This window comes from Sphingomonas oryzagri (assembly GCF_029906645.1).
GTDB lineage: Bacteria > Pseudomonadota > Alphaproteobacteria > Sphingomonadales > Sphingomonadaceae > Solisphingomonas > Solisphingomonas oryzagri.
The window spans coordinates 435,853-461,211 of the sequence record NZ_JARYGZ010000001.1; the positions used below are offsets into that span (position 1 = coordinate 435,853).

General features: G+C 66.8%; 28 protein-coding genes, 1 tRNA gene and 2 riboswitches. Of the genes, 16 read left to right on the forward strand and 13 right to left on the reverse strand.

The features are described 5' to 3' along the window. Positions 1-13 precede the first annotated feature (13 nt). Positions 14-994, reverse strand: coding sequence for a 4-hydroxy-3-methylbut-2-enyl diphosphate reductase (gene ispH / locus QGN17_RS02115; protein WP_281042869.1), 981 nt, complete (start codon positions 992-994; stop codon positions 14-16). A 95-nt stretch (positions 995-1,089) separates the two neighbouring features. Between ispH and QGN17_RS02120 the strand changes: the two genes are divergently transcribed. From QGN17_RS02120 to gcvPB, 6 genes are all read left to right on the forward strand, one after another. Then, complete coding sequence (locus tag QGN17_RS02120) at positions 1,090-1,785, forward strand: hypothetical protein (RefSeq protein WP_281042870.1); 696 nt, start codon at positions 1,090-1,092, stop codon at positions 1,783-1,785. Positions 1,786-1,848: 63 nt separating this feature from the next. Next, positions 1,849-1,946, forward strand: a riboswitch (glycine riboswitch). Next, a riboswitch (glycine riboswitch) is annotated at positions 1,947-2,059 on the forward strand. A gap of 55 nt (positions 2,060-2,114) precedes the next feature. Beyond that, positions 2,115-3,269, forward strand: a complete 1,155-nt coding sequence (gene gcvT, locus QGN17_RS02125) for a glycine cleavage system aminomethyltransferase GcvT (RefSeq protein ID WP_281042871.1) — start codon at positions 2,115-2,117, stop codon at positions 3,267-3,269. 2 nt (positions 3,270-3,271) lie between these two features. After that, positions 3,272-3,646, forward strand: coding sequence for a glycine cleavage system protein GcvH (gene gcvH, locus QGN17_RS02130; RefSeq protein ID WP_281042872.1), 375 nt, complete (start codon positions 3,272-3,274; stop codon positions 3,644-3,646). 81 nt (positions 3,647-3,727) lie between these two features. Next, complete coding sequence (locus QGN17_RS02135) at positions 3,728-4,495, forward strand: class I SAM-dependent methyltransferase (protein ID WP_281042873.1); 768 nt, start codon at positions 3,728-3,730, stop codon at positions 4,493-4,495. Then, complete coding sequence (gene gcvPA / locus QGN17_RS02140) at positions 4,495-5,859, forward strand: aminomethyl-transferring glycine dehydrogenase subunit GcvPA (protein WP_281042874.1); 1,365 nt, start codon at positions 4,495-4,497, stop codon at positions 5,857-5,859. Before QGN17_RS02135 ends, gcvPA begins: the two co-directional genes overlap by 1 nt. Then, positions 5,856-7,430 (forward strand): aminomethyl-transferring glycine dehydrogenase subunit GcvPB, encoded by a 1,575-nt coding sequence (gcvPB, locus tag QGN17_RS02145; RefSeq protein WP_281042875.1) that lies wholly within the window; start codon positions 5,856-5,858, stop codon positions 7,428-7,430. The genes gcvPA and gcvPB overlap by 4 nt, the downstream gene beginning before the upstream one ends. Positions 7,431-7,484: 54 nt before the next feature. Here gcvPB and QGN17_RS02150 read toward each other — a convergent pair whose 3' ends face one another. Then, complete coding sequence (locus QGN17_RS02150) at positions 7,485-7,841, reverse strand: hypothetical protein (protein ID WP_281042876.1); 357 nt, start codon at positions 7,839-7,841, stop codon at positions 7,485-7,487. A gap of 240 nt (positions 7,842-8,081) precedes the next feature. Between QGN17_RS02150 and QGN17_RS02155 the strand changes: the two genes are divergently transcribed. Then, positions 8,082-8,501: a membrane protease subunit gene (locus tag QGN17_RS02155; RefSeq protein WP_281042877.1), complete on the forward strand. Its 420-nt coding sequence runs from the start codon at positions 8,082-8,084 to the stop codon at positions 8,499-8,501. A gap of 20 nt (positions 8,502-8,521) precedes the next feature. Here QGN17_RS02155 and QGN17_RS02160 read toward each other — a convergent pair. Next, a tRNA-Lys gene (locus QGN17_RS02160) sits at positions 8,522-8,597 on the reverse strand. Positions 8,598-8,623: 26 nt separating this feature from the next. After that, positions 8,624-9,133 (reverse strand): 2-amino-4-hydroxy-6-hydroxymethyldihydropteridine diphosphokinase, encoded by a 510-nt coding sequence (folK, locus tag QGN17_RS02165; RefSeq protein WP_281042878.1) that lies wholly within the window; start codon positions 9,131-9,133, stop codon positions 8,624-8,626. 23 nt (positions 9,134-9,156) lie between these two features. Between folK and QGN17_RS02170 the strand changes: the two genes are divergently transcribed. The 3 genes from QGN17_RS02170 (at position 9,157) to QGN17_RS02180 (ending at position 10,805) form a co-directional block, all read left to right on the forward strand. Then, the gene (locus tag QGN17_RS02170; protein ID WP_281042879.1) at positions 9,157-9,807 is read left to right on the forward strand and encodes a uracil-DNA glycosylase; all 651 of its coding nucleotides are present in this window, start codon (positions 9,157-9,159) and stop codon (positions 9,805-9,807) included. A 67-nt stretch (positions 9,808-9,874) separates the two neighbouring features. After that, positions 9,875-10,006 (forward strand): hypothetical protein, encoded by a 132-nt coding sequence (locus tag QGN17_RS02175; protein WP_281042880.1) that lies wholly within the window; start codon positions 9,875-9,877, stop codon positions 10,004-10,006. Between the two features lie 433 nt (positions 10,007-10,439). After that, complete coding sequence (locus QGN17_RS02180) at positions 10,440-10,805, forward strand: hypothetical protein (protein WP_281042882.1); 366 nt, start codon at positions 10,440-10,442, stop codon at positions 10,803-10,805. Positions 10,806-10,992: 187 nt separating this feature from the next. Here the strand turns inward: QGN17_RS02180 and aguB are convergent, their stop codons facing one another. Together aguB and QGN17_RS02190 are read right to left on the reverse strand one after the other, a co-directional pair. Next, on the reverse strand, positions 10,993-11,844 hold the full coding sequence (aguB, locus tag QGN17_RS02185) for an N-carbamoylputrescine amidase (protein ID WP_281042883.1): 852 nt from the start codon (positions 11,842-11,844) through the stop codon (positions 10,993-10,995). 32 nt (positions 11,845-11,876) lie between these two features. Then, entirely contained in the window at positions 11,877-12,851 is a 975-nt protein-coding gene (locus tag QGN17_RS02190; RefSeq protein ID WP_281042884.1) for an agmatine deiminase family protein, read from the reverse strand. A gap of 125 nt (positions 12,852-12,976) precedes the next feature. On the opposite strand from QGN17_RS02190, the gene QGN17_RS02195 reads away from it, so the two are divergent. Beyond that, on the forward strand, positions 12,977-15,004 hold the full coding sequence (locus QGN17_RS02195; RefSeq protein WP_281042885.1) for an alpha/beta hydrolase family protein: 2,028 nt from the start codon (positions 12,977-12,979) through the stop codon (positions 15,002-15,004). Between the two features lie 64 nt (positions 15,005-15,068). Here QGN17_RS02195 and rpsD read toward each other — a convergent pair whose 3' ends face one another. Further along, a complete protein-coding gene (gene rpsD, locus QGN17_RS02200; protein WP_022688480.1) occupies positions 15,069-15,683 on the reverse strand; it encodes a 30S ribosomal protein S4 in 615 nt (204 codons plus the stop codon). 209 nt (positions 15,684-15,892) lie between these two features. Between rpsD and QGN17_RS02205 the strand changes: the two genes are divergently transcribed. Beyond that, positions 15,893-16,201: a chorismate mutase gene (locus tag QGN17_RS02205; RefSeq protein ID WP_281042886.1), complete on the forward strand. Its 309-nt coding sequence runs from the start codon at positions 15,893-15,895 to the stop codon at positions 16,199-16,201. Here the strand turns inward: QGN17_RS02205 and QGN17_RS02210 are convergent. The 4 genes from QGN17_RS02210 to rpiB all read right to left on the reverse strand — a co-directional run bounded on the left by QGN17_RS02210 (position 16,192) and on the right by rpiB (position 19,623). Further along, on the reverse strand, positions 16,192-17,289 hold the full coding sequence (locus QGN17_RS02210; RefSeq protein ID WP_281042887.1) for a TrmH family RNA methyltransferase: 1,098 nt from the start codon (positions 17,287-17,289) through the stop codon (positions 16,192-16,194). The two genes, QGN17_RS02205 and QGN17_RS02210, sit on opposite strands and share 10 nt — an antisense overlap. Beyond that, complete coding sequence (gene nrdR / locus QGN17_RS02215; RefSeq protein WP_281042888.1) at positions 17,286-17,747, reverse strand: transcriptional regulator NrdR; 462 nt, start codon at positions 17,745-17,747, stop codon at positions 17,286-17,288. The genes QGN17_RS02210 and nrdR overlap by 4 nt, the downstream gene beginning before the upstream one ends. Positions 17,748-17,869: 122 nt before the next feature. Next, complete coding sequence (gene glyA / locus QGN17_RS02220) at positions 17,870-19,174, reverse strand: serine hydroxymethyltransferase (RefSeq protein ID WP_281042889.1); 1,305 nt, start codon at positions 19,172-19,174, stop codon at positions 17,870-17,872. Then, a complete protein-coding gene (rpiB, locus tag QGN17_RS02225; protein WP_281042890.1) occupies positions 19,171-19,623 on the reverse strand; it encodes a ribose 5-phosphate isomerase B in 453 nt (150 codons plus the stop codon). Before rpiB ends, glyA begins: the two co-directional genes overlap by 4 nt. A 74-nt stretch (positions 19,624-19,697) precedes the next feature. Between rpiB and QGN17_RS02230 the strand changes: the two genes are divergently transcribed. The 4 genes from QGN17_RS02230 to QGN17_RS02245 all read left to right on the forward strand — a co-directional run bounded on the left by QGN17_RS02230 (position 19,698) and on the right by QGN17_RS02245 (position 23,529). Further along, positions 19,698-20,234, forward strand: coding sequence for a hypothetical protein (locus tag QGN17_RS02230; RefSeq protein WP_281042891.1), 537 nt, complete (start codon positions 19,698-19,700; stop codon positions 20,232-20,234). 120 nt (positions 20,235-20,354) lie between these two features. Then, positions 20,355-21,458 carry a phospholipase A gene (locus QGN17_RS02235; RefSeq protein ID WP_281042892.1) on the forward strand — a complete coding sequence of 368 codons (1,104 nt, stop codon included), beginning with the start codon at positions 20,355-20,357 and terminating at the stop codon, positions 21,456-21,458. After that, complete coding sequence (locus tag QGN17_RS02240) at positions 21,455-21,946, forward strand: DUF3429 domain-containing protein (protein ID WP_281042893.1); 492 nt, start codon at positions 21,455-21,457, stop codon at positions 21,944-21,946. Before QGN17_RS02235 ends, QGN17_RS02240 begins: the two co-directional genes overlap by 4 nt. A gap of 62 nt (positions 21,947-22,008) precedes the next feature. Further along, the gene (locus QGN17_RS02245; protein WP_281042894.1) at positions 22,009-23,529 is read left to right on the forward strand and encodes a thioredoxin family protein; all 1,521 of its coding nucleotides are present in this window, start codon (positions 22,009-22,011) and stop codon (positions 23,527-23,529) included. A 43-nt stretch (positions 23,530-23,572) separates the two neighbouring features. Here the strand turns inward: QGN17_RS02245 and QGN17_RS02250 are convergent, their stop codons facing one another. Further along, a complete protein-coding gene (locus QGN17_RS02250; protein ID WP_281042895.1) occupies positions 23,573-23,950 on the reverse strand; it encodes a hypothetical protein in 378 nt (125 codons plus the stop codon). 176 nt (positions 23,951-24,126) lie between these two features. Then, positions 24,127-25,341 carry a 5-aminolevulinate synthase gene (gene hemA / locus QGN17_RS02255; protein WP_281042896.1) on the reverse strand — a complete coding sequence of 405 codons (1,215 nt, stop codon included), beginning with the start codon at positions 25,339-25,341 and terminating at the stop codon, positions 24,127-24,129. Between the last annotated feature and the right edge of the window lie 18 nt (positions 25,342-25,359).

Here is a 25,359-nt window from a genome sequence, read left to right on the forward strand (position 1 = left end):
CGAATATCGCCCGTCAGGCGGCGAGCCCGCGCGGCAGCTTGAAGACCATATGCTCGATGGTGTGCTCCACCTCGCGCTCGGCGATCGCATAGCGGGTGGCGAGCCGATCGACCACCTCGCGGACGAGAACCTCCGGGGCGGAGGCGCCGGCGGTGATGCCCAGCGTGCGGACACCCTGGAGCCAGTCGAAGTCGATGCACTCGCCACGCTGCACCAGCATCGCGCGCGTACCCTCGCGTTCGGCAACCTCGACAAGACGCAACGAATTGGACGAGTTGGGCGCGCCGATCACCAGCATCGCATCGCACTGGTGCGCGATGGCCTTTACCGCTGCCTGGCGGTTGGAGGTGGCGTAGCAGATATCTTCGCCGCGCGGCCCCTGGATAGCCGGAAACCGGTGCTTGAGTGCAGCGACGATGCCGGCCGTGTCATCCACCGAAAGCGTCGTCTGGGTGAGAAAGGCGAGGTTGTCGGCATCGGCGACTTGCAACGTCGCGACGTCCGCCTCGGTTTCGACCAGCGTCATCGCGCCATCGGGAAGCTGGCCGAGCGTGCCGATCACCTCCGGATGGCCCTCATGGCCGATGAACAGGATGTGTCGCCCCTGTTCGGACAGGCGCTCGGCCTGACGGTGGACCTTGGAGACCAGCGGGCAGGTCGCATCCAGCCAGGTGAGACCGCGTTCGGACGCCTTGAACGGCACCGCCTTGGGTACGCCATGTGCGGAAAAGACCACCGGAGCGTCGTCCGGCACCTCGTCCAGCTCTTCGACGAACACGGCACCCTTGCTCCGCAGTTCGTCGACGACGAACCTGTTGTGAACGATCTCGTGCCGCACATAGACCGGCGCGCCGTATTTCTCGATCGCCAGTTCGACGATGCGGATGGCGCGGTCCACGCCGGCGCAGAATCCGCGCGGAGCGGTGATCAGCAGGTCGAGCGGGGGCAGCCCGCTCGTGGCGGGATCGGCGGAAGCTGGGGTGACTTGGACCATGTCCCCTTCGGTGTACGCGATTGCTTGCCTGCACGAAAGGCGGTTCCTATGATCCGCGCCCGATCGTTCCCCATTCAGGACATACCCTCTTGTCGATGACCAAGCGCCTGCCGCTCGCCTTCCTGCTCGCTCCGCTGGTCCTCGCAGGCTGCGCCAACAGGGATAACGATATCACCGCGATCGGCGGATCGATCGGCATGGAGGTGAAGCGCACCAGTTGTCCCGCGGTCGGCGTCCCCGCCCATGCCGGAGACGTGACGCTGTTCAATCCCGAGGGCAGCCGCGACGCGCGCGCCATCGACGTGGTGGCCGTGATCACCGACGTGCACAGCACCTGCGACGATGCGGAGGATAACGGCAAGAAGCCGAACAAGAACCAGGCGTCCGAATCGCCCAACCTCAACAGCAACGTGACCTTCAAGGTCGAGGCTCGGCGCACCGATCCGCATGGCGCCCGCGATGTCGTGCTGCCTTATTTCGCGGTGGTTCTGCACGGTGGCACGAACGTCGCCTCGAAGTCGGTCAGCCGTATCGCGCTGCACTTCGACGACGGTCAGCTGCTCGCCACCGCCAACGGGCAGGCCAGCGCCACGGTGAATCGCGCCGCGGCGACCCTGCCGGAAAACATCCGCAACCGCCTGATCCGCAAGCGTAACGCCGACGATGCGGACGCGACGGTCGATCCGATGACCGATCCCACGGTGCGCGCCGCGCTCGCCAAGGCGAGCTTCGAATTCCTCGTCGGCTTCCAGCTGACCCAGGAGCAGCTTGCGTACAACGCAACCAAGTGATCTCCGATTGACTCCCCGAGCGGGTTCGCCCACTCGGGGAACGTCTCCGGCGGGCAACCGTCGGCTGCACGCGCGGGAGAGCGTGGCGGACCGCGAGGGCCGTCGCCGCCGAAGGAGCAACCGCCCCGGAATCTCTCAGGCCTCGGGACCGCGCGGGCAGGACAGGACACTCTGGAAAGCGGGCGAACGGTTGCGACCGGGCGCCCCACCGAAGGGGTAAGCGGCCTCGCAAGGAGCCGCGAAAGCTCTCAGGTTCCGTGACAGAGGGGGCGAGGATGGCCAGGGCGAATCCGCCCGCGTCGCCTCGTCACACCGGCACGGAGGCCCTGATGACCGATACTGCCACCGAAGATTTCGTAGAGACCGTAGAGGCGCTGCCGCTCGATGCCTGGCACCGCGCGAAGGGCGGCCGCATGGTCGAATTCGCCGGCTATCACATGCCGATCCAGTATGAAGGCATCATGGCCGAGCATCTCTGGACGCGCGAGCATGCCGGGCTGTTCGACGTTTCCCACATGGGTCAGCTGGTCTTCACCGGAGAGGGCGTCGCCGAGGCGCTCGAAACCCTGCTCCCCGCCGATATCAAGGGGCTGGGCGAAGGCCGCCAGCGTTACTCGCTGCTGCTGGCCGACAATGGCGGCATCCTCGACGATCTGATGGTGACGCGCCTTCCGGCTGCATCCCCGTTCGATGCCGAGGGTGGCTATTACATGGTCGTCAACGGCGCGACCAAGTGGGACGACATCGCCCACCTGCGCGAGCATCTCGAAGACGATATCACGCTGTCGCACCTCTACGAGCAGGCGCTGCTGGCGCTGCAGGGTCCGGAGGCGGTGACCGCGCTCGCCCGCCTCGCGCCGGGCGTCGAGGCGCTGACCTTCATGACGGCGGGCGCCTTCACCATCGCCGGGATCGACTGCTGGGTCAGCCGCTCCGGCTATACCGGCGAGGACGGGTTCGAGATTTCGGTGCCCGCCGAGGATGTCGAGAGGCTCGCCGACGCGCTCTGCGCCGAGCCGGAGGTCAAGCCGATCGGCCTTGGTGCGCGCGATTCGCTGCGGCTGGAGGCGGGCCTGCCGCTCTACGGCCACGATCTCGATCCGGAGACCACGCCGGTCGCCGCCGATCTCGGCTTCGCGCTCTCCAAGCGCCGCCGCGAGGAAGGCGGCTTCCCCGGCCACGATCGCATCATGCTGGAGCGCGAGAACGGCCCCATCCTCAAGCGTGTGATGCTGGTGGTCGAGGGCCGCCAGCCGGTGCGCGAGGGCGCCGCCGTGCTCGATGGAGAGGGCAGTGAGGTCGGCCGCGTCACCTCGGGCGGCCATTCGCCCTCGCTCGGCAAGGCGATCGCGATGGCCTATGTGCCCGCCGCCTCCGCCACGCCCGGCACGAGCATCACACTCAACCAGCGCGGCAAGATCTTCACCGGCATCGTCACCCCGATGCCGCTCGTCCCCCACCGCTATCACCGCAAGGGAGCCTGACCATGGCGATCGTCTATTTCTCGAAGGATCATGAGTGGATCAGCGTCGACGGCACCGCCGCGACGGTCGGCATCACCGATTATGCGCAGGCCCAGCTTGGCGACATCGTGTTCGCCGAAGTGCCGGCCGCCGGCACCCAGGTCGAGAAGGGCAAGGAGGCGGCCGTCGTCGAATCGGTCAAGGCCGCGTCGGACGTCTACGCGCCGGTCTCGGGCGAAGTGACCGAGGGCAATGCCGCGCTCACCGAAGATCCCTCGCTGGTCAACACCGCGCCGGAAAGCGAGGGCTGGTTCTTCAAGCTGACGCTGTCGGATCCGTCCGAGCTGGAAGGGCTGATGGACGAGGCCGCGTACAAGGCGTTCGTCGATACGCTCTGATCTCTTGAGTGCCGTTCGTCCCGAGCGAAGTCGAGGGACGTGTCTCGACTACGCTCGACACGAACGGAGGAGGTGCGCCCCATGTCTGTCAACGCCACCAGCCGCTGGGATGCGGAGGATTACAAGAAGAACGCCGCCTTCGTGCCCGCCTTGGGCGCGCCGGTAGTGGACCTTCTCGCGCCGAAGCAGGGGGAACACATCCTCGATCTCGGCTGTGGCGACGGTATCCTGACCGAAAAGCTGGTCGCGGCCGGCGCGGTGGTGGTCGCGGTCGATGCCTCGGCCGAGATGATCGCGGCGGCGCGCGCGCGCGGCCTCGACGCCCATGTCATGGACGGGCAAGCGCTCGTCTTCGGCCCGGAATTCGATGCGGTCTTCTCCAATGCCGCGCTGCACTGGATGCTCGATGCGCCGGCCGTGGCGAAGGGCGTGTACGCCGCGCTCAAGCCGGGCGGCCGCTTCGTCGGCGAGATGGGCGGGCAGGGCAATATCGCCACGCTGCGCGCCGCGCTCCATGCTGAACTGCAATCGCGTGGCTACCAGACCAACGACACCGATCCGCAATGGTATGCCGCGCCCGACGAATTTATGGCCGTCTACGAGGCCGCCGGTTTCACCGACATTTCCGCCACGCTGATTCCCCGCCCGACGCCGCTGCCGGCAGGCGTGCGGGGCTGGCTGCACACCTTCCGCACCGGCTTCCTTGATGCCGCCGGCGTTCCCGATGCCGAGCAGGATGACGTGGCGCAAGCCGTTGAATCCCGCCTCGAAGCCGCCTTCCGCCAGCCCGACGGCAGCTGGCTCGCCGATTATGTCCGCCTCCGCTTTTCCATGAGGAAGCCCGCCTGATGCGCTATCTGCCCCTCCAACCCGAAGACCGGCAGGCGATGCTGGGCGTGATCGGTGCGAACACGATCGACGACCTGTTCGTCGACGTCCCCGGCGCCGCCCGCCTGTCCGGCACGGTCCCCGGCCTGCCCATGCACGCCACCGAGTTGCAGGTCGAGCGTCAGCTCGGCGCGCTGGCCCGGATGAACCAGGCGGCCGGCGACGGCCCCTTCTTCCTCGGCGCCGGCTCCTACAAGCATCACGTCCCCGCCAGCGTCGATCACATCATCCAGCGTGGCGAGTTCCTGACCAGCTACACGCCCTACCAGCCCGAGATCGCGCAGGGCACGCTGCAGGCTTTGTTCGAGTTCCAGACGCAGGTCGCGCGGCTTTATGGTTGCGAGGTGGCGAACGCCTCGATGTATGACGGATCGACCGCCTGCTGGGAGGCGATCGTAATGGCGCGGCGGATCACGCGGCGCGCCAAGGCGGTGCTCTCGGCCGGGCTGCACCCGCATTACGTCTCGGTCTGCGAGACGATGGCGAAGTTCACCGGAGACGTGCTGGAAACCGCGCTGCCGAAGCTCGATGGCACTGCCGGACAAGAGATGGCGCGCCTGATCGCCGCCATCGACAGCGAGACGAGCTGCGTCGTGGTGCAGAACCCCGGCATCCTCGGCCGCGTCGCCGATCTGTCCGAGCTGGCCGAGGCATGCCACGCCAAAGGCGCGCTGCTGATCGCGGTTGTTACCGAGCCGGTGTCGCTCGGCCTGATCAAGTCGCCCGGCGAGATGGGCGCGGATATCGTGGTGGGCGAGGGCCAGTCGCTGGGCGTCGGCCTGCAGTTCGGCGGGCCGTATGTCGGCCTGTTCGCCTGCGCCGAGAAGCATGTCCGCCAGATGCCCGGCCGCCTTGCCGGCGAGACGGTGGATGCGGACGGCCAGCGCGGCTTCGTGCTGACGCTTTCCACCCGCGAGCAGCATATCCGCCGCGAGAAGGCGACGTCGAACATCTGCACCAACTCGGGCCTGTGCGCGCTGGCCTTCACCGTCCACATGACGCTGCTGGGCGAGAAGGGGCTGCGCGATCTGGCGGCGCTCAACCATGCGCTGGCGGTGCAGGCGGCGGACCGTCTGGCGCAGGTGCCGGGCGTGAAGGTGATGGACGGCGCGTTCTTCAACGAATTCACGTTGACGCTCCCCAAGCCCTCGCGGCAGGTCGTGCGCGACATGGCGCAGAACGGCGTGCTGGGCGGCGTGTCGCTCGGCCGGCTCTATCCGGACGGGGACGGGCGCGAGAACGGGTTGCTGGTCGCCGTCACCGAGACGACCACATCTGAGGATGTCGAAGCGCTGTGCGGCGCTCTTGAGGAGGCGCTGGCATGAGCGCGATCAACCAGTCGGGCTGGCGCCCGGAAATGGGCTCCGGCGCAGCGGGCGATGCGCCTGCGACCTACACCGGCAACAAGGCGCTGATGCTGGAAGAGCCTCTGCTCTTCGAGATCGGCGATACCGCCCGCACGGGTGTGGATCTGCCGGAGCGGCCCAAGGTGGCGTCCCGCCTCTCGGGCCTCGAGCGCAACAAGCCGATCGGTTTGCCGGGCCTCTCCGAGCCGGAGGCGGTGCGGCACTACACCCGCCTCAGCCGGCAGAATTACGCGATCGACCTCGGTCTCTTCCCGCTCGGTTCGTGCACGATGAAGCACAATCCGCGCCTCAACGAGAAGATGGCGCGGCTTCCCGGCTTCGCGGACCTCCACCCGCTCACCCCGGTGGACGGCACGCAGGGCGCGCTCGCCGTGATCCATCTGGTCGCCGAGTGGCTGAAGGCGCTCACCAACATGCCCGGCATCGCGATGAGCCCCAAGGCGGGCGCGCATGGCGAACTGTGCGGCCTGTTGGCGATCCGCGCCGCGCACGAGGCGAAGGGGGACGCGCGCAAGATCATCCTCGTTCCCGAGAGCGCGCACGGCACCAACCCCGCCACCGCCGCCTTCGCCGGCTATCAGGTGAAGGGCATCCCGGCGACCGAGGACGGCCGCGTCGATCTGGAAGCGCTCAAGGCGGCCTTGTCGCCGGAGGTAGCGGGCGTGATGATCACCAACCCCAATACGTGCGGCCTGTTCGAGCGCGACATGATCGCGATCTGCGAGGCGGTGCACGCCATCGGCGGCTACGTCTATTGCGACGGCGCCAATTTCAACGCGATCGTCGGCCGGGTGCGGCCGGGCGATCTCGGCGTCGATGCGATGCACATCAACCTGCACAAGACGTTCTCGACGCCCCATGGCGGCGGCGGGCCGGGTTCGGGACCGGTGGTGTTCTCGGCCGCGCTGGCGCCATTCGCGCCGCTGCCCTTCGTGGAGAAGCATGACGACCGCTATGTCCTCGTCGAGGAGGAGACGGTCGCCGAGGAAGGCCACAGCAGGGCGTTCGGCCGCATGGTCGCCTTCCATGGCCAGATGGGCATGTTCACCCGTGCCGCCGCTTACATGCTGTCGCACGGTGCGGACGGGCTGAAGCAGGTGTCGGAGGATGCGGTGCTTTCGGCCAACTACATCCTGCGTTCGCTCGAAGGGGTGATGGATGCGCCGTTCGCGGGTGCCGGTCCGTGCATGCACGAGGCGATCTTCTCGGATAAGGGCTTCGCCGAGGGCTTCTCGACACTGGACGTCGCCAAGGGGCTGATCGACGAGGGCTTCCACCCGATGACGGTCTATTTCCCGCTGGTCGTCCACGGCGCGATGCTGGTCGAGCCGACCGAGACCGAGAGCAAGGCAGCGCTCGACCAGTTCATCGGCGCGCTGCGTTCGGTGGCGGAACGGGCCAAGGCGGGCGATGCGGCGCTGAAGGCCGCTCCCATGTACGCACCGCGCCGCCGCCTCGATGAGACGGCGGCTGCGCGCAAGCCTGTTCTGGTGTGGAAGGATCCTGTTCAGGCTCAGGCGGCCGAATAGGGCCTCCGGATATGCCGGGCGGTCCTTGTAGGCCGCCCGGCTTCCTCTCCAAACTTACTTCTTCTTCTTGGTCCAGTGCTTGTGGGCGGTGGCGTGGCCACCGCTCTGCACGCACTTGTCGGTGACCGTCTTCGAGCATTTGGGCAGGTTGCTGTCATCGACCGACGAGGCCGCCTGCTGCGCACCGGCCATGTTGCCGGAGGAGTCGGTGGCCGCCGGCGCGGCAGAGGCATCGGGGGCCGCGGCAGGTGCGGTCGCATCCGGGGTCGCCGGGGCGGCCGGCGGGGTCGAGGCGTCCGGCGTCGCGGCCGGGGCAGTGGCGTCGGCCGGCGGCGTCGCGGGGGCCGTCGCGTCCTGCGCGATGGCAGCGGTGCTCAGCGCCAGTGCGGACGCGAAAAGGATGATTTTCATTGTCTTCGTTCCTCCAACCGTGGTCGGCGAGTGAACAGGTCTCGCAAGGGGGCCAAACCCGAGGAAGCGCGGGCGGTTCCATGATAATTTCGTAGGCGACACCATCCGGACCTCGTTTCCGGGGCGGAACGAGGCTGATTCGGCGTCGAAACGAGCCTCCCGATTTGGATGTGAGCACCGCGCTCCCTCTTGGCGCGTCGCCGGCATGTGTCATGATGCGCCGAAACAGGGAGTGAGACGATGCAGGCGCGCAGCATGTTCGGAATCGTGACAGCACTGGGCTTGCTGGTGCTGATCCTGGTATCGGGGGCGCTGGTCGGCTGCCCGCGCTATCTGGTCTATCAGCAGGAGATGGCGGGCCGCGCCAAGCTCGCCGAGGCGCAATCCTCGCGGCAGGTCGCGGTGCTGGAGGCACGCGCGAAGATGGAGAGCGCAAAGTCGCTCGCCGAGGCGGAGATCACGCGTGCCGAGGGTGCCGCCAAGGCCAACCACATCCTGCAGAACTCGCTGGGCGGGCCGGAAGGCTATCTGCGCTATCTGCAGATCCAGGCGCTGCAGGACAGCAATGCGCGGCTGATCTACGTGCCGACCGAGGCGGGCCTGCCCGTCACCGAGGCCTCGCGCCTGCCGGGCGATCCGGAGCAGACCGACAAGAATTGAGAATGGGGGCGACGGCGGGATGGTGGGCTCGCCGGGACTCGAACCCGGGACCTACAGATTAAAAGTCCGTTGCTCTACCGACTGAGCTACGAGCCCGGCTCGCGCCGTCGCTGCGCGCGTCCCTATGGGGTGCGGGGCCTGCGGTCAACCGGTCGGCGGCGGGTCAGTCGCGCTTCCAGCTGACGGAGCGTACGGCCGAGGTGCGGATGGCGCCAGTCCGGCGCGATTGCGGCGGCGGGACGCAGGGCGAAATCGCGCACCGCCAGCCCGGCATGGGGGATGACGAGCGAGCGCGCCCGCCATTCGCCGCCGCTCCACGCGAGGATGTCGAGGTCCAGCACGCGCGCGCCCCAGCGGCGATAACGGCGGCGGCCGAAGTCGCGCTCGATCCGCTGGAGCAGGGCGAGCAGGGCAGGCGGCAGGAGATCGCTTTCCACAAGCGCGGCGGCATTGGCGAAGTCGCGGTCGCTCGGCCCCATTGCGGACGTACGGATCGTGCGGCTGATCCTGCGAACGGCCAGCCCCTCAGCGACCACCGCTGCGATCGCCGCGCGCACGACGCGCTCGGGCGGGCCATGGCGGCCATGGCGTCGGTTGGAGCCGAGGCCGATCACATAGCTTGCCGATCCCATGCCGCCCCGCCTATCGCGCGCGGATGATCCCGCAAAGCCCCGAACCGTCGCCCGATTGTCCGCTCTGTCCGCGTCTTGCCGATTTGCGGCAGGCACAGCGCGTGGCGCATCCCGACTGGTTCAACGCGCCGGTGCCGGCTTTCGGCGATCCCGAAGCGTGGCTCGCCATCGTCGGCCTCGCGCCGGGCCTGCAGGGCGCCAACCGGACCGGGCGGCCCTTCACCGGCGACGGGGCGGGGCCGCTGCTCTACGGCACGCTGGCGAAGCTCGGTCTGGCCGAGGGGACGTACGAAGCGCGACCGGATGATGATCTGCGCCTGACCGGTGCGATCATCGTCAATGCCGTGCGCTGCGTGCCGCCGCAGAACAAGCCGACGCCGGAGGAGGTCCGCACCTGCCGCCGGTTTCTCGAGCCGGCGCTGGAGGCCCTGCCGAACCTGCGCGTCGTCGTGGCGCTCGGCCAGATCGCCCACCAGTCGGCGGTGAAGGCGCTGGGCGGCAAGCTGCCCAAGATGCCGTTCGCGCACGGTGCGGAACATCGGCTGCCTTCGGGGCTTCTCCTGGTCGATAGCTACCATTGCACGCGCTACAACCAGAATACCGGCCGCCTCACTGATGCCATGTTCGAGTCGGTATTTGCGCAGGCGGTGGCATTGGGAGACACCGCCCGTTGATGGCCCGCATGCCGGGCGCCGCGAAGGAAGCGCCTTGGTCCACCTGACGCTCGCGATTGCCGATTTCATGAAGATCCTGATCACGGCCGCGCTCTATGCGGCGGCGTCGGCGGGCGGCCTGGTGCTGCTCGGCATCGCGGCGCTGGGCGGCATGGTGTGGGGGGTGCGGCGGGCGTTCGGCGGACGGCGGGGCGAGTGACGTCGTTTTCGACTCGCTGAATCGGCAGCGGCACGTTGCCGTCGAGCGATGCTCCGGAACGACGTGAAATTGACAAAATTGACAGCCATGACGCCGAAAAGAAGACCTTCCTATAGGCCGATCGACGGTGAGAAAGAGCGATCGACGAACTCGATCGGATCCATCTTCGCAGCCGAAATCCTACATGGGAAGAGAGGAAACCTTCCCATCCCCTCGTCGCTCCTGCGTAGGCAGGAGCCCATCACCTGAGCTGTCGCTCTCGCGGAACGGTGAGGAGTTGGGCCCCTGCCTTCGCAGGGGCGACGATCATGGCAGCTAGCGCCCCAATTGCGGACATCGATGGCTCCCGCTAGGTGGATAGGGGGAGAGCAGTATGCGGCCACTATCAATTCTGTATTTCGAGCGACTTATTTTTGGCACGCTCTTCTTAGGTGTGATCCAATCCTATTTGTCATGGGATCGATCGATCGCCGCAGCCGCTGCGATCGGAAATAATCCTGTCGTGTTTATGGCCACGACGCTGATCGGTACATTTGCTATTATGGCAACTCTAACCCTACTGGTCTCGCGTCGCAGAAGCAAAGTAGCAATGTGGATTTCAGTCTTATTTTTCGTGCTTGGGCTACCGCTATTTTTTAAGGTTCTATCTAGCGGTCTTCTGTTTGGTTCTGGTTTTATCTCATTGTTACAGACGACCGGACAATTGGTTGCCTTTAGTTTGCTCTTCACCCGATCGGCGCGTCTGTGGATGAACGGGGAAGACGGTGCGTCTTCCGAATTGAAAGACGTTTTTCGCTGATCATTAGCCACGAGCGGACCGACGGCAATCCACCACTTCCAGCCATTGCGACCCCGGACTTGATCCGGAGGAGGCAGTCCACTGTCGCCGTCGCTCGCCAAGGGGGGCGGACTCGTGAGGAGGGTTAGGGAGGTGGCTGTCCGCCAAAGGCAACCTCTCCACGGACCACCCGGAGCGATTAACGCCCTCAGATGTCCTGCGCCAGCCGCCCGTAGAGATCGGGCCGGCGATCGCGGAAGAAGCCGAAGGCGGCGCGGTGGCGGCGGATGCGATCGATGTCCAGCGTCGCGACCAGCACGCCTGTCTCCTCCTTGCCGAACTCGGCCAGCATGTCGCCGCGCTCGTCGCAGATGAAGCTGTGGCCGTAGAAGATCTGGCCTTCCTCGTTGCCGATGCGGTTGGACGCGACCACCGGCACGACGTTGGAGACGGCATGGCCGACCATCGCGCGCCGCCACAGCCGCGACGTGTCGAGGCTCGGGTCGTGCGGTTCGGAGCCGATCGCGGTCGGGTAGAAGAGCACTTCCGCGCCCATCAGCATCATCGCGCGTGCCGTCTCGGGATACCATTGATCCCAGCACACGCCGACGCCCAGCGTGGTCGGCGCCGCATCCGGCCAGACCTTGAAGCCGGTATTGCCGGGGCGGAAGTAGAATTTCTCCTCGTAGCCGGGGCCATCGGGGATGTGGCTCTTGCGGTAGATGCCCTGCACCTTGCCGTCCGGCCCGATCATCGCGAGCGTGTTGTAATGGTGCTGGCCGTCCAGCTCGAAGAAGCTGGTCGGGATCGCGACCTTCAGCTCCGCCGCGAGCTTCTGCATGGCGAGAACCGCCGGGTGCCTGTCCACCGGACGGGCGCCGACGAACAGCCCCTCATCCTCGACCCGGCAGAAATAGGGGCCCTCGAACAGCTCCGGCGGCAGGATCACCTGTGCGCCCTTGGCGGCGGCCTCGCGCACCAGTTCGGAGACGGCGGCGATGTTGGCGGCCTCGTCATCCGAAAAGGCGAGCTGCATGGCGGCGACGGTGATCTCGGTCATGGCGCGTCAGATAGTCCCTGAGGAGTGACAGTTCAAAGCGTCGGAATCTGCTGCGAGATGCAGTGGAGCGATCCGCCGCCGGTCAGCAGATGGTCGGCGCGTACGCCGATCGCCTTGCGGCCAGGGAACAGGGCGCCGATCGCGGCCACCGCCTTCTCGTCGTTGGCCGCGCCGTAGACGGGCACCACCACCGCCGCATTCCCGATGTAGAAGTTCATGTAGGAGGCGGGCACGATCTCTCCGTCGCGCTCGACGGCGCCGGGGGAGGGGATCGCCACCACCTCGACGCCGAACGCCTCTGCCCGCGCCTTCGCATCGGCGTAGACGACGGCGTTGGGATCGTCGTCGCCGTCGGGCGCGGGTAGCGCCAGCCGGTTCGGGCCGACGAAGCGGGCGAGATTGTCGACATGGCCGTCGGTATGGTCGTTGGCGAGGCCATCGCCCAGCCACAGCACCCGGTCGATGCCGAGGTCGTCCTTCAGCCGCGCCTCGATCTCGGCGCGGATCAGGTCCGGGTTGCGATTGGGGTTGAGCAGGCACTGTTCGGTGGTGACGGCGAGGCCGGTGCCGTCGACGTCGAGCGCGCCGCCCTCGAACACCCAGCCGCATTTGCGTGCCGCGATCGAGCGGCTTTCGGCCAGCTCTCCGCCGATCTCCTCGTCGCCGGGCAGATCGTATTTGCCGCCCCAATAGTTGAAGGCGAAATCGCGTGCCGATCCGTCGTCCATCAGGATCGGGCCGGTGTCGCGCAGCCACACGTCGCCGAACGGGCGCACAAGGATCTCCGCGAAATCGCCGGCCAAAGCGCGCGCGGCCTCACCGGCAGCCTCATCGGCGCAGACCAGGATGGGTTTCTCGCCCTTGCCATCGGCCCATATGGCGCGGGCGAAGGCGGTGACCTCGTCGCGCGCGGGGGCGAGATCGTCCTCCCAGAGATCGGGGTGGCTCGGAAAGCCGATCCAGACGGCGGTGTGGGGCGCCCATTCGGCGGGCTGGCGGACGGTCATCGTCACCTCTTTCGTCTCGGGGCTGCGCCCATGGCAGCGTCTGCGGTTCGGCGCAACGGGCTTGCAGCCGGCCGTGCTTGATGGAAGAAAAGCGGCGGGGATTGTAGCCTGGGGGCCATGACAGAATGACGAAGACAATGAATGCTTGCCGGCAGGCTCTGCTGGCGGGGATTGCCGGTTGCGTGTTGGCGACCGCCGCGCTGGCGGCGGACAAGGCTCCGCCCAGCACATCGGGCGCCACGCGGGACGCCGCCGATATCTTTGGCGCGCGCGAGGCGATCATCGGCGCGGCGATGTCGCCGGACGGCAGCAAGGTCGCGTATCTTGCCGCCGATCACACCACCGGCACCGCGGTAATGGTCGCCGCTTCGGACGGCAGCAGCGCTCCGCACGTCGCCATGACATCGGACGGTGCCGAATCGATCCTGCGGTGGTGCGACTGGGCCGACAATACGCGCCTCGTCTGCGAGGCGACGGGGGCGACGAGCTACATGGGCAACCAGTTGGTCGGCTTCCAGCGGCTGATGGCTGTCGGTGACGACGGCAAGAACGCCAAGTTGCTGTCGAACCAGTCCTCCACCGCAATACAGGTGCGCCTCGCCCAGTATGATGGCGACGTGATCGACTGGATGGAGGGGACGACCGGCAAGCTGCTGATGGCTCGCGATCACGTTCCCGAAATGGATATCGGCACCAAGCTCGCCAAGACGGCGGACGGGCTTGGCGTTGATCTGGTCGATACGCATACGCTCGCGGCTTCCAAGGTGGAACAGCCCGATCCCGATGCGGTCAACTACATCAGTGACGGCAAGGGCACCGTCCGCCTCGTGGAACGCGAGGCATCGGGCAGCGGCGGGCAGCTCAGCGGTGTCCACCAGTGGTTCTATCGCCGGCCGGGAAGCCGACAGTGGGAGAGCTTCTCCACCCGCACGCTCGACGGCCCCGGTCTGCGCCCTCTCTCGGTCGATTATGCGACCGATAGTGTCTATTGCCTCGACAACAGGGAAGGGCGCGACAAGCTCTATCGCGTCGCCCTGGACGGATCGATGAAGACCGATCTGGTTTTCGAGGATCCGAAGGTCGACGTCGACGATGTCGTCCGGCTTGGTCGGCAGGCCCGGCTGGTCGGCGCCCGGATCGCGAGCGAGAAGGGCAGCGTCGTCTATTTCGATCCCGAATATCAGAAGCTGGCGGCCGCCTTATCCAAGGCGTTGCCGGGCCTGCCGCAGATCAACTTCGTCAGCAGCAGCGCGGACGAGAGCAAGCTGCTCCTCTCGGCCGGCAGCGACAGGGATCCGGGCCGTTATTTCGTGTTCGACAAGACGACCAAGCATCTCAACGAGATCGCGCTTGTCCGGCCCCAGCTGGAGAATGTGCCGCTGTCCGAGATGACGCCCGTGAGCTTCCGGGCATCGGACGGTACGATGATCCCGGCCTATCTGACGCTCCCGCCGAACGGCGTGAAGAAGGGCCTGCCGGCGATCGTGATGCCGCATGGCGGCCCGGCCTCGCACGACGATTGGGGTTTCGACTGGCTGGTCCAGTATTTCGCGCATCAGGGCTATGCGGTGCTGCAGCCCGAATTCCGCGGATCGACCGGATATGGTGACGGCTGGCTGCTCCAGAACGGCTTCAAGAGCTGGCGTACCGCGATCGGCGATGTGGTGGATGCGGGCCACTGGCTGGTGTCGCAGGGGATCGCGGCGCCGGACAAGCTGGCGATCGTGGGCTGGTCCTACGGCGGCTATGCGGCGCTCCAGTCCAACGTGGTAGATCCGGATCTGTTCAAGGCGGTCGTAGCGATCGCGCCGGTGACGGACCTCGATGCGCTGAAGCAGGAGTCCACCTTCTACACCAACCATGCGGTCGAATCCGATTACATCGGGTCGGGTGCCACCGTCGTCGACGGCTCACCGGCCCGGCATGCGGATCGCTTCAAGGCGCCGGTGATGATGTTCCATGGCACCAGGGACCAGAATGTCGGCGTCGCCGAATCCCGCCTGATGAACGACAAGCTGCGCGCGGCCGGCAAGCAGAGCGAGGTGGTGATCTACCAGGGTCTCGATCACCAGTTGCCGAGCGGCGAGATGCGCGCCGACATGCTGCGCCGGGCGGATGGCTTCCTCCGCCAGACCATGCACATCTCGGGCTGAGGACAAAAGAAAGGGGCGGCCCCCGCGATGGAGCCGCCCCTGATCTTTCGCCGAAGCGAAGCCGTTAGCGCGAGTAGAACTCGACGACCAGGTTCGGCTCCATCTTCACCGGATAGGGCACCTCGTCGAGGGCCGGCACGCGCTGGTAGGACACCTTGGTGGTGCCGTCCTGCGCCAGATAATCCGGAACCTCACGCTCGGAGAGGCCCTGCGCCTCGATCACCAGCGCCATTTCGGCGGCCTTGGCGCCCAGCTCGATCACGTCGCCGACCTTCACGAGGCGCGAGGCGATGTTGCACTTCACGCCGTTGACGCGAACGTGGCCGTGGCTGACCAGCTGGCGGGCCGAGAAGATCGTCGGCGCGAACTTGGCGCGGTAGACCACCGCGTCCAGACGGCGCTCGAGCAGGCCGATCAGGTTCTGGCCGGTGTCGCCCTTCATGCGGGCGGCCTCGACATAGGCCTTCTTGAACTGCTTCTCGGTGACGTCGCCGTAATAGCCCTTGAGCTTCTGCTTCGCCTTCAGCTGGATGCCGAAGTCCGAAACCTTGCCCTTGCGGCGCTGGCCGTGCTGGCCGGGACCGTACTCGCGCTTGTTCACCGGGGACTTCGGACGACCCCAGATGTTCTCGCCCATGCGGCGATCGAGCTTGTACTTGGCGCTGGAGCGCTTCGACATATGTCTTCCTTCAATTGCGTTCAGACCGTCCGGGGACGATCGGGAAATGCCCGGTACCGCGCTGGCGACTCGATGATGGAGACGACAGGGCACCCGCTTCACCAGGCGTGCGGGGCCAATTGCGAGCGGCCCCCTTAGCGATTGCTGCGTGAAACGCAAGTGTCATCATGCGCTGGCGGCGGGGTGGGTGGCCCCGCTAAGGGGGCGGGATGACGAATGTTCTTTCCCCCGAAGGCTGCACGAACATGATCGAGGTCCGCGCCGGCGTGGACGCCACCGACCGCGCGATCGCAGCACTGCTCGCCACCCGCTTCGGCTACATGCGCGCCGCCGCCCGCATCAAGCCCGAGCGTGGGCAGGTGCGTGACGAGGCCCGCAAGCGCGAGGTGATCGACAACGCCATGGCGGACGCGCGGGCGCAGGGCTGGCCGGAGCAGGTCGCCGCCGACCTGTGGGAGACGCTGGTCGAGGCCTCGATCGCCTACGAGCTGGATCGCTGGGACGAAACTCAGCGCTGACGCGGATTGGCCAGCGCGGACAGGACGCCGCGCAGGGTGCGGACCTCCTGGCTGTTCCAGCCCGGCTTGGTGAGCATGGTGCGCAGCGTCCGCCTGGTCGCAGGGGTGCGATCGGGCGGGAAGAAGAAGCCGGCGGCGTCGAGCATGCCGTCGAGTTGGTCGATCATCCCGTCCAGCTCCGCCTGCGGGGCGGGGGGATCGATATCGACCGCTGGGGGCTGTGCGAGTGCCTGCCCCTTCGACCATTCGTAGGCGACGAGGATCACCGCCTGCGCGAGGTTGAGCGAGCCGAATTCCGGGTTGATCGGCACCGTCAGGATCGACCGCGCGATGGCTACGTCGTCGGTCTCCAGCCCCGAACGCTCCGGCCCGAACAGGATCGCCGAACGGCCGGGCGCCTTCCAGATCTCGTCCGCCGCCTCGACCGGCGTGACCACCGGCTTGGTGACGCCGCGCTTGCGCACCGTGGTGGCGTAGACGTTCGAGCAGTCGGCGATGGCCTCGGCGACCGTCTCGAACACCTGCGCCTGCTCCAGCACGATGTCGGCGCCGGATGCGGCGGGGCCGGCCTCCGGATTGGGCCATCCGTCGCGCGGGGCGACGAGGCGCATCTCGGTGAGGCCGAAGTTCAGCATCGCGCGCGCCGCCTTGCCGATATTCTGGCCAAGCTGGGGGCGGACGAGGACGATGACGGGGGGCTTGGTTTGCGTTGCGGCTGTGCTTCGACTGCGCTCAGCACGAACGGATGTTTCCACGTCTTCGACCTCCGTTAGCCCTGAGCGAAGTCGAAGGGCACGCGAATCCCTCTCCGCAGGCGGTATTGCCAGCGCGCTGATCGTCGCCCAATCGCTCGCGATCAGCGCTTCCTTCTTGGTACGCGACCAGCCCTTGATCTGCTGCTCGGCGGCAAGAGCCTCGTCCCGCGTCGCGAAGCTCTCGCTCCACACCAGCTCCACAGGCCGCCGATCATGCGTGTACCCCGGCAACCCGCCCGCCTGATGCTGCGCGACGCGGCGCTCTAGATCGTCGGTATGCCCCGCATAATAGCTGCCGTCCGAGCAGCGGAGCAGATACGCCGAGAAGCTCACGCCTTCCCCACCTCGTTCACCGTGCCGGCGAACTCCTCGAAATCCCTGGCCTCGGTGAAGTCCTTGTAGACGCTGGCGAAGCGGATGTAGGCGACGGGATCGAGGCCCTTCAGCCCGTCCATAACCAGGCCACCGATCTGGGTGGCCGTGACCTCGCTCTCGCCCGATGTCTCGAGCTGGCGCTGGATGCCGGAGACGAGCTTGTCGATCTGCTCGGCGGTGATCGGGCGCTTGCGGCAGGCGATCTCGATCGAGCGTTCCAGCTTGGTTCGCTCGAACGCTTCGCGCTTGCCACCCGACTTGGCGACCGTCACCTCGCGCAGTTGCACGCGCTCGAAGGTGGTGAAGCGGCCGCCGCACCCTTCGCACTGCCGGCGCCGCCGGATCGAGGCGCCGTCCTCGGAGGGGCGGCTGTCCTTGACCTGGCTATCCTCGTGTCCGCAGAAGGGGCAGCGCATTCTCTGTTTCTCCGCACCGGCCCGCTCCCCCACCCGGCCTCCCAAACAGCGTATCCTAGATGGGAGGCCGGGTGGGGGAGCGGGCCGGTGCCGTTATCCGCGTGAGCGGATCAAAAGACTCATCAGTAGATCGGGAAGCGCTCGCAGAGCGCGCGGACCCGCTCGCGGACATTGGCCTCGATCTGCGCGTCGCCCTGCTCGCCATTCTTGCGCAGGCCTTCCAGCACGTCGGCGATCATGTCGGCGATGTCGCGGAACTCCGCGACGCCGAAGCCGCGCGTGGTGCCGGCAGGCGAACCGACGCGGATGCCGCTGGTCTTCACCGGCGGCAGCGGATCGAACGGGATGCCATTCTTGTTGCAGGTGATCGCCGATCGCTCCAGCGCCTCGTCGGCATCCTTGCCGGTGACGCCGAGCGGGGTAAGGTCGATCAGCGCAAGATGCGTGTCGGTGCCGCCCGAGACGACCGCCGCGCCACGCTCCTGCAGACGGCTGGCGAGCGCCTTGGCATTGTCGATCACGGCCTGGGCATAAGCCTTGAACTCCGGCTGGAGCGCCTCGCCGAACGCGACCGCCTTGGCGGCGATGACGTGCATCAGCGGGCCGCCCTGGAGGCCGGGGAACACCGCCGAGTTGATCTTCTTGGCGATCGCCTCGTCATCGGTGAAGATCGCGCCGCCGCGGGGCCCGCGCAGCGTCTTGTGGGTGGTGGTGGTCACGACGTCGGCGTGGCCGAAGGGCGAGGGGTGCGCGCCGCCCGCGACGAGGCCGGCGAAGTGCGCCATGTCGACCATGAACTTCGCGCCGACCTTGTCCGCGATGGCGCGGAAGCGGGCGAAGTCGATGTGGCGGGGGTAAGCGGAACCGCCGGTGATGATGAGGGTCGGCTTGTGCTCGATCGCCATCGCCTCGACCGCGTCGTAATCGATGAGGTGGGTGTCGCGGGTCACGCCATACTGCACGGCATTGTACCACTTGCCCGACATCGCCGCCTTGGCGCCGTGGGTGAGGTGGCCGCCGGCATCGAGGCTGAGGCCCATGATCGTGTCGCCGGGCTTGGTCAGCGCCAGCATCACGGCGCCGTTGGCCTGCGCGCCGGAATGCGGCTGGACGTTGGCGAAGCCGCAGCCGAACAGCTGCTTGGCACGCTCGATGGCGAGGGTTTCCACCTCGTCGGAGGGGGCGCAGCCCTGATAATAGCGCTTGCCCGGATAGCCCTCGGCATATTTGTTGGTGAAGACCGAACCCTGCGCTTCCAGCACCGCCTTGGAGACGATGTTCTCGGACGCGATCAGCTCGATCTGGTGGCGCTCGCGCGACAGCTCATGCTCGACGCCGGCGAAGACTGCGGGATCGGAATCCGCGAGGCTCTGCGTGAAGAAGCCGCTCTTGCGGATCTCGGGGATGGAGGCGGGCTGGGTGCTCATGCTGGCTCCTTCGCGAAGCTGGGGTGCGTCAGTTTCTCGACGCGGCCGGTGTGGCGGTCACCGGCGAAGCCGGTGGTGAGGAAGGTGGTGATGCAGGCCTTGGCCTGTTCGATGCCGATCAGCCGGGCGCCGAGCGCAATGGCGTTGGCGTCGTTATGCTCGCGGCAGAGCTGGGCGGACAGCGGCTCGGAGACGAGTGCGCACCGCAGCGCCGGGTGGCGGTTGACCGCGATCGAGATGCCGATGCCGGAGCCGCAGAGCGCGATGCCGTGCTCTGCACGGCCATCCGCCACCGCCTCGGCCAGCTTGTAGCCATAATCGGGATAGTCGACGCGGCCATCGGTCTCCGGCCCGAGATCGAGCACGTCATGACCTTCCGAGCGCAACCAATCGGCGATCTCGGCTTTCATCGCGAAGGCGGCGTGGTCGGATGCGATGGCTATGGCCATGGGCTTTCGGCTCCGTCGAGTCGGGAATGGCGCCTCCTTAGGGGCGAGGGTCCATGAAGGCTAGGGAGTATGACGTGACGAAGACAGGATGCGCGATCGCGGCCTTGATGCTGCTCGCGGCTTGCAAGCAGACGGCGGGCAACATCGGCAACTCGGCGAGCGCGACGGCCAATCGGGTCGGCAATGCCGCCGACACTCTCGCGGACCGCACCGACGACTGGGGCGACCGCGCCTCCAACCGGATCGACAATGCCACGGCGCAGGATCAGGCGCGGATCGGTAGGCTCAATGACAGGATGGCCGTGCTCGCTGATCCGGGCGTGCCGACCGACAAGTGGGTCGGTCGCTGGCGTGGGGTGGAAGGCCTCAATCTCGTGATCGCGAAGGATGGGAAGAAGGGCGCCGGCCACTACACGCTCACCCAGCAATATACGCTGGACGACAAGGGCGTGTTCGAGGGGACGGGGGTGGGGAACACCATCCAGTTCACGCGGCCCGACGGCGATCAGGTGCTGCGCGAGACCGATGGCGCCGCCACCGGCCTGAAATATCTCGCGACCAAGAAGGATTGCCTCACGGTGAAGCCGGGTGAGGGTTATTGCCGCGATTGATGTGACAGATCGGGCACGGCCGGTAAGGGGGATCGTATGAGTATCGTCGCTTTGTCCATGGCTCTGGCCGCAGCAGCGGCGCCTCCGCCGCCTCCGGTGACTGTCCCTTTGCCGCCGCCGATGTCCACCGTGATGTCGGTGACGGTGACGGCGGATCACCGCATCGTCGCCCGCATCGCGCTGATGAACGTGATGGACGATATCGCCATCCGCACGCCCGACGACTTCGATGTCGTCCTTCACGCGGGTGGACGCGACCTGCCGCTCACCCTCACGCGAAGCGACGGGCCGACGCAGGTGAAGGGGCATGATTATGCCACCGTCGATTATGCCGGCGCCGTGCCGGGCGACGTGACCGGGCGCGCGATCCTGTCGCTCGACAATCGGGCGGACGGCTATGCTTTCTCGATGGGCGAGCCGGCCAGCGGCACGCAACTCGCTGCGCAGGTTCCGGTCGCGGCGCCGACGCCGCAACCTGTCGCCGCACCGGCCAACCCGCCGCCTCCGCCGCGGATCGGCAACGGCTTCCTGCCCAATCTCTCGGCCTACAACCCGATCTACGCGGTCACCGGTCATGGCACCGACACCAACACGCGGCTGCAGCTGAGCTTCAAGTATCAGCTGCTGGGCCACCCCGACGACGGCAACTGGTACAGCGGCTTCCACCTCGCCTACACGCAACGCATGTTCTGGGACACGGCAGCGAACAGCGCGCCGTTCCGCGATGTGAACTACCAGCCCGAATTCCTCTATTTCTACACGCTGCCGAAGAACGAGGCGGGTGACCAGCTGGGCGTGCGCGGCGGCTTCCTGCACGAATCCAACGGGCGCTCCGGCACCGCCTCGCGCAGCTACAACATCGTCTACATCCAGCCGACGCTGGACCTGCCGATCGGGAGCTGGACCGCCTCGATCGGGCCGCGCATCTTCCACTATGTCGGCAGCCGCGACGGCAACGAGGATATCGCGCGCTATCGCGGGCATCAGGCGCTGGCCTTTTCGATCGCCCAGCCGGATGGCTTCAAGCTGTCGACCTGGAGCCGGCTGAACGTCTCGACCGGCAAGGGCTCCGTCGATGCCGATCTTAGCTATCCGTTGACGCACATCTGGCATGACCTGCCGCTCTACGTCGTCGTCCAGGGCTTCACCGGCTATGGCGAAGACCTTCTGGACTATGACCGCAAGCAGACGCGGTTGCGGGTGGGGATCGGGATCGTTCGATGAGCGAAGGCGAACTGGTGGCATTCGGGCGGGGGCGCAGGCCGCCGATGCAGGCGATCGTGCTGGGCGCCATGGGCCTGCTGCCGATGGTGATCGCGTTGTTCGTGCGGCTGGCGGCGGGGATGGACCCGGATACGCCGCTGCCCGGCAAGATCGGCGGCCTCGCGCTCACCTATGCGGCGATGATCCTGAGCTTCCTTGGCGGCATCTGGTGGGGCGTCGCCTCGACCCGCGCCAGCGAGGAGGAAAGATCGCGCCTGATGGTGATCGCGGTGGCGCCAGCCATTCTCGCGACCCTTCTCTACGGCCTGTCGGCGGACATGCCGGTTATGTGCTCCACTTTGCTCGGCCTCGTCATCGCACTGACTCCGCTGGTCGATCGGATGCTGGAGAAAAAGCGCCTCGTCCCGGCCTGGTGGATGAACCTGCGCCTGCCGCTCTCGCTCGCACTCGGTGCTTTGACCATCGGACTGGGCTTCGCGCTCACCTGAACCGGCTGCTTGCCCTTTGCCGGCGCTGGTCTACATATGTCGCCCTTCTGAGGGAGGCGTGGATGCGTAGTTCGGTAAGCCTGATGATGCTCGGTGTCGCGCTGGCGGTGGCGGGATGCCACAAACAGGCCGATCAGGCGCAACCGGGAGCGACCGAAACCTCCGCCAAGACGATTGCCTGGCGCGAGGGGGACGTCGACGACGCCTTCGCCGAGGCCAAGGAGAAGAAGAAGCCGGTCCTGCTCTATTGGGGCGCGAAATGGTGCCCGCCGTGCAACCTGATGAAGCAGACGTTGTTCAAGGATCCGGCGTTCATCGCCGAGACGGCGAACTTCATCCCCGTCCACCTCGACGGCGATGCCAAGGACGCACAGCTGTGGGGCGAGAAATTCGGCATCCAGGGCTATCCGACCGTCATCATCCTCACGCCCGACCGGCAGGAGGTGACGCGCCTCGCCGGTGGATCCACCGCCGGCCAGCTGGCCGACGTGTTGAAGGTGGCTGCCAACCGCACCAGCTCGACCGAGGATCTGCTCAAGCGCGCCGACGATCCGGCGAAGCTGTCGGCGGACGACTGGCGGTTGCTCGCGAGCTTCGACTGGTTCGACGATCCCAAGCATTTCGGAGACTATAAGAAGGGGGCCGCTTTCGTCGCGAAGCTCGCTGCCGCCGCGCCGGACCCCGCGCTCAAGCGTCACTTCGCGCTGACCAGCCTGTTCATGGCGGGCGACGGCAAGGATGTCGCCAAGCTCACGCCCGATCAGCTGGCGCAGGTGCGCGCCGTGCTGCCACCGATTCTCGACAGCTATGACGAGGTGAAGGCCAACCGGCAGGAGCTGAGCTACGGCACCACGCCGCTGATCCTCGCGCTGCCCGATCCGGCCGAGAAGCAGGCGCTGTCCGCGAAGCTGGTCGCGGCGATGGACCGGATGGCGGCGGACACGTCGGTACCGCTGGGCGACCGGCTCTCCACGATAAACCCCGAAATCGCGCTGTCCAAGGCGGCGAACGGCGGCAAGGTCTCGCCCGACGTGGTGGTCAAGGTGCGCGACCGCGTCGCGATGGTGAGCAAGGCGGCGACCGATCCCTCGATGCGGCAGGCGGTGATGCCCAATGCGGGCGACGCGCTGGCCGAGGTGGACGACAAGGCGGGCGCGGAGAAGCTCTGGAAGGCCGAACTGCCCAAGGCGGTCGCGCCTTATTACTTCATGGTCGATCTTGCCGGGCTGAAGGAGGACGAGAAGGATTATCCCGCCGCGATCGGCTGGCTGAGGCAGGCGGCCGAGGCCGCGCAGGGGCCGGCGACGCGCATCCAGTGGGCGATCTTCTATTCCAATGGCGTGATGCGCATGACGCCGAACGACAAGGCGGCGGTGGAGCACGCCGCCACGATGGTGATCGACGCGCTCGGCGCCAACGACGCGGGCTATGCCGAGCGCACACAGAAGAAGGCCGACGACTGGGCCAAGAAACTCCATGAGTGGAGCGGCAAGCATGATGGCCGCGAGGTGCTGACGCGCCTCGACGCGAAGATGGGCGCCGCATGTGCCAAGGGCGGCTGCAAGGACGTGCTGAAGGCGTAGAAGCCCTAGGCTACCGCTGCGGCTCAGGCCGCAGCGGTGCGGATCAGGGCTGCGTGCCCCCGTGCATCAGGCTGCTGACGGTCCAGTTCACGGGGGCGGCGCCCGGTGCCACGCTGCTGCCGTCCGCATTCACTGCGAGCGGATTCTGGTTGAGCAGGACCCGGCGATAATCGTCATTGATACGGTCGAGCTTGCGATCGAGCGCGGCCTGGTGATCGGCGGTGAGCGTGCCGCCGTCCTTGGCCTGCTGGGCGAGCGCGTCGCGGCGGAGCTGTTCGAGATTCTGGCGGTATCCGGCCTGAATCTGGCCTGGCAGCAGCTGAACCGCACCGCTCGCGCTCATCGTTACCGGGCCTGCCACGGCGGCGGTGGAAGCGAGAAGGACGACACCGACAAAAGACGGGACAAGGGATTTACGCATGATCGACTCCTCGATCCCCCCGAGGCGGGAAGCCAGTCCAGATCGCTTCCCACAATAGAAATAAGTTTGATTGTCGGCGCCCGCAATGGTCCGAAAGAAAAAGATGGATCAATATTGATCGTCGCGGCCGCCCCGCGCGATCCGCAGGACGTCAAGGTATCTGGAATGCGCCGAGCTTACGCCGCCTGGCGCAGCTCCAGACGGTCCCAGATCTCAACCAGCGCGCCGACCAGTTCGACCATCATCTCTTCGCTGTGGCTGGGGCCGGGCGTGAAGCGCAGACGCTCGGTACCGCGCGGGACGGTCGGGTAGTTGATCGGCTGCACGTAGACGCCGTATTCGGCAAGCAGGATGTCGCTGATCCGCTTGGCCTTCACCGGATCGCCGACCAGCAGCGGCACGATGTGCGTCACCGATGGCATCACCGGCAGCCCGGCATCCGCCATAAGCCGCTTGAGCGTCGCGGCGGCGGCCTGCTGGCCGTCGCGCTCGGCGGACGATCCCTTGAGGTGCCGCACGCTCGCCAGCACGCCCGCCACCAGAACGGGCGACAGCGAGGTGGTGAAGATGAAGCCGGGCGCGTAGCTGCGGATCACGTCGATGATCTGCCTGTCGGCCGCGATATAGCCGCCCATCACGCCGAACGCCTTGCCCAGCGTCCCCTCGATCACGGTGAGGCGATGGGCCACGCCGTCGCGTTCCGAAATGCCGCCGCCGCGCGCGCCGTACATGCCGACGGCGTGCACCTCGTCGAGGTAGGTCAGCGCGTTGTATTTGTCGGCGAGGTCGCAGATTTCCGCGATCGGGGCGATGTCGCCGTCCATCGAATAGACGCTCTCGAAGGCGATCAGCTTGGGCGCCTCGGGATCCTCGGCCGCCAGCAGTTCCTCCAGATGGACGAGATCGTTGTGGCGGAAGACGCGCTTCTCGCAGCCCGAATTGCGGATGCCCGCGATCATCGAGGCGTGGTTCAGCTCGTCCGAAAAGATGATGCAGCCCGGCAGCACCTTGGCGAGCGTGGAGAGCGTCGCCTCGTTCGAGACATAGCCCGAGGTGAAGAGCAGCGCGCCCTCCTTGCCGTGCAGATCGGCGAGCTCGGCCTCGAGATCGACATGGTAATGGGTGTTGCCGCCGATGTTGCGGGTGCCGCCGGCGCCGGCGCCGACATCGTGCAGCGCCTCCTCCATCGCGGCGATCACCTTGGGGTGCTGGCCCATCGAGAGATAGTCGTTCGAGCACCAGACCGTGATCGGCTTCGGCCCGTTATGGCCGTGGAAGCAGCGCGCGTTCGGGAACATGCCCTTGTTGCGCAGGATGTCGATGAAGACACGGTAGCGCCCCTCGGCATGGAGTCGGTCGATCGCCTGGGCGAAAACGCGCTGGTAATCCAAAGCTGCCACCTCAATCCC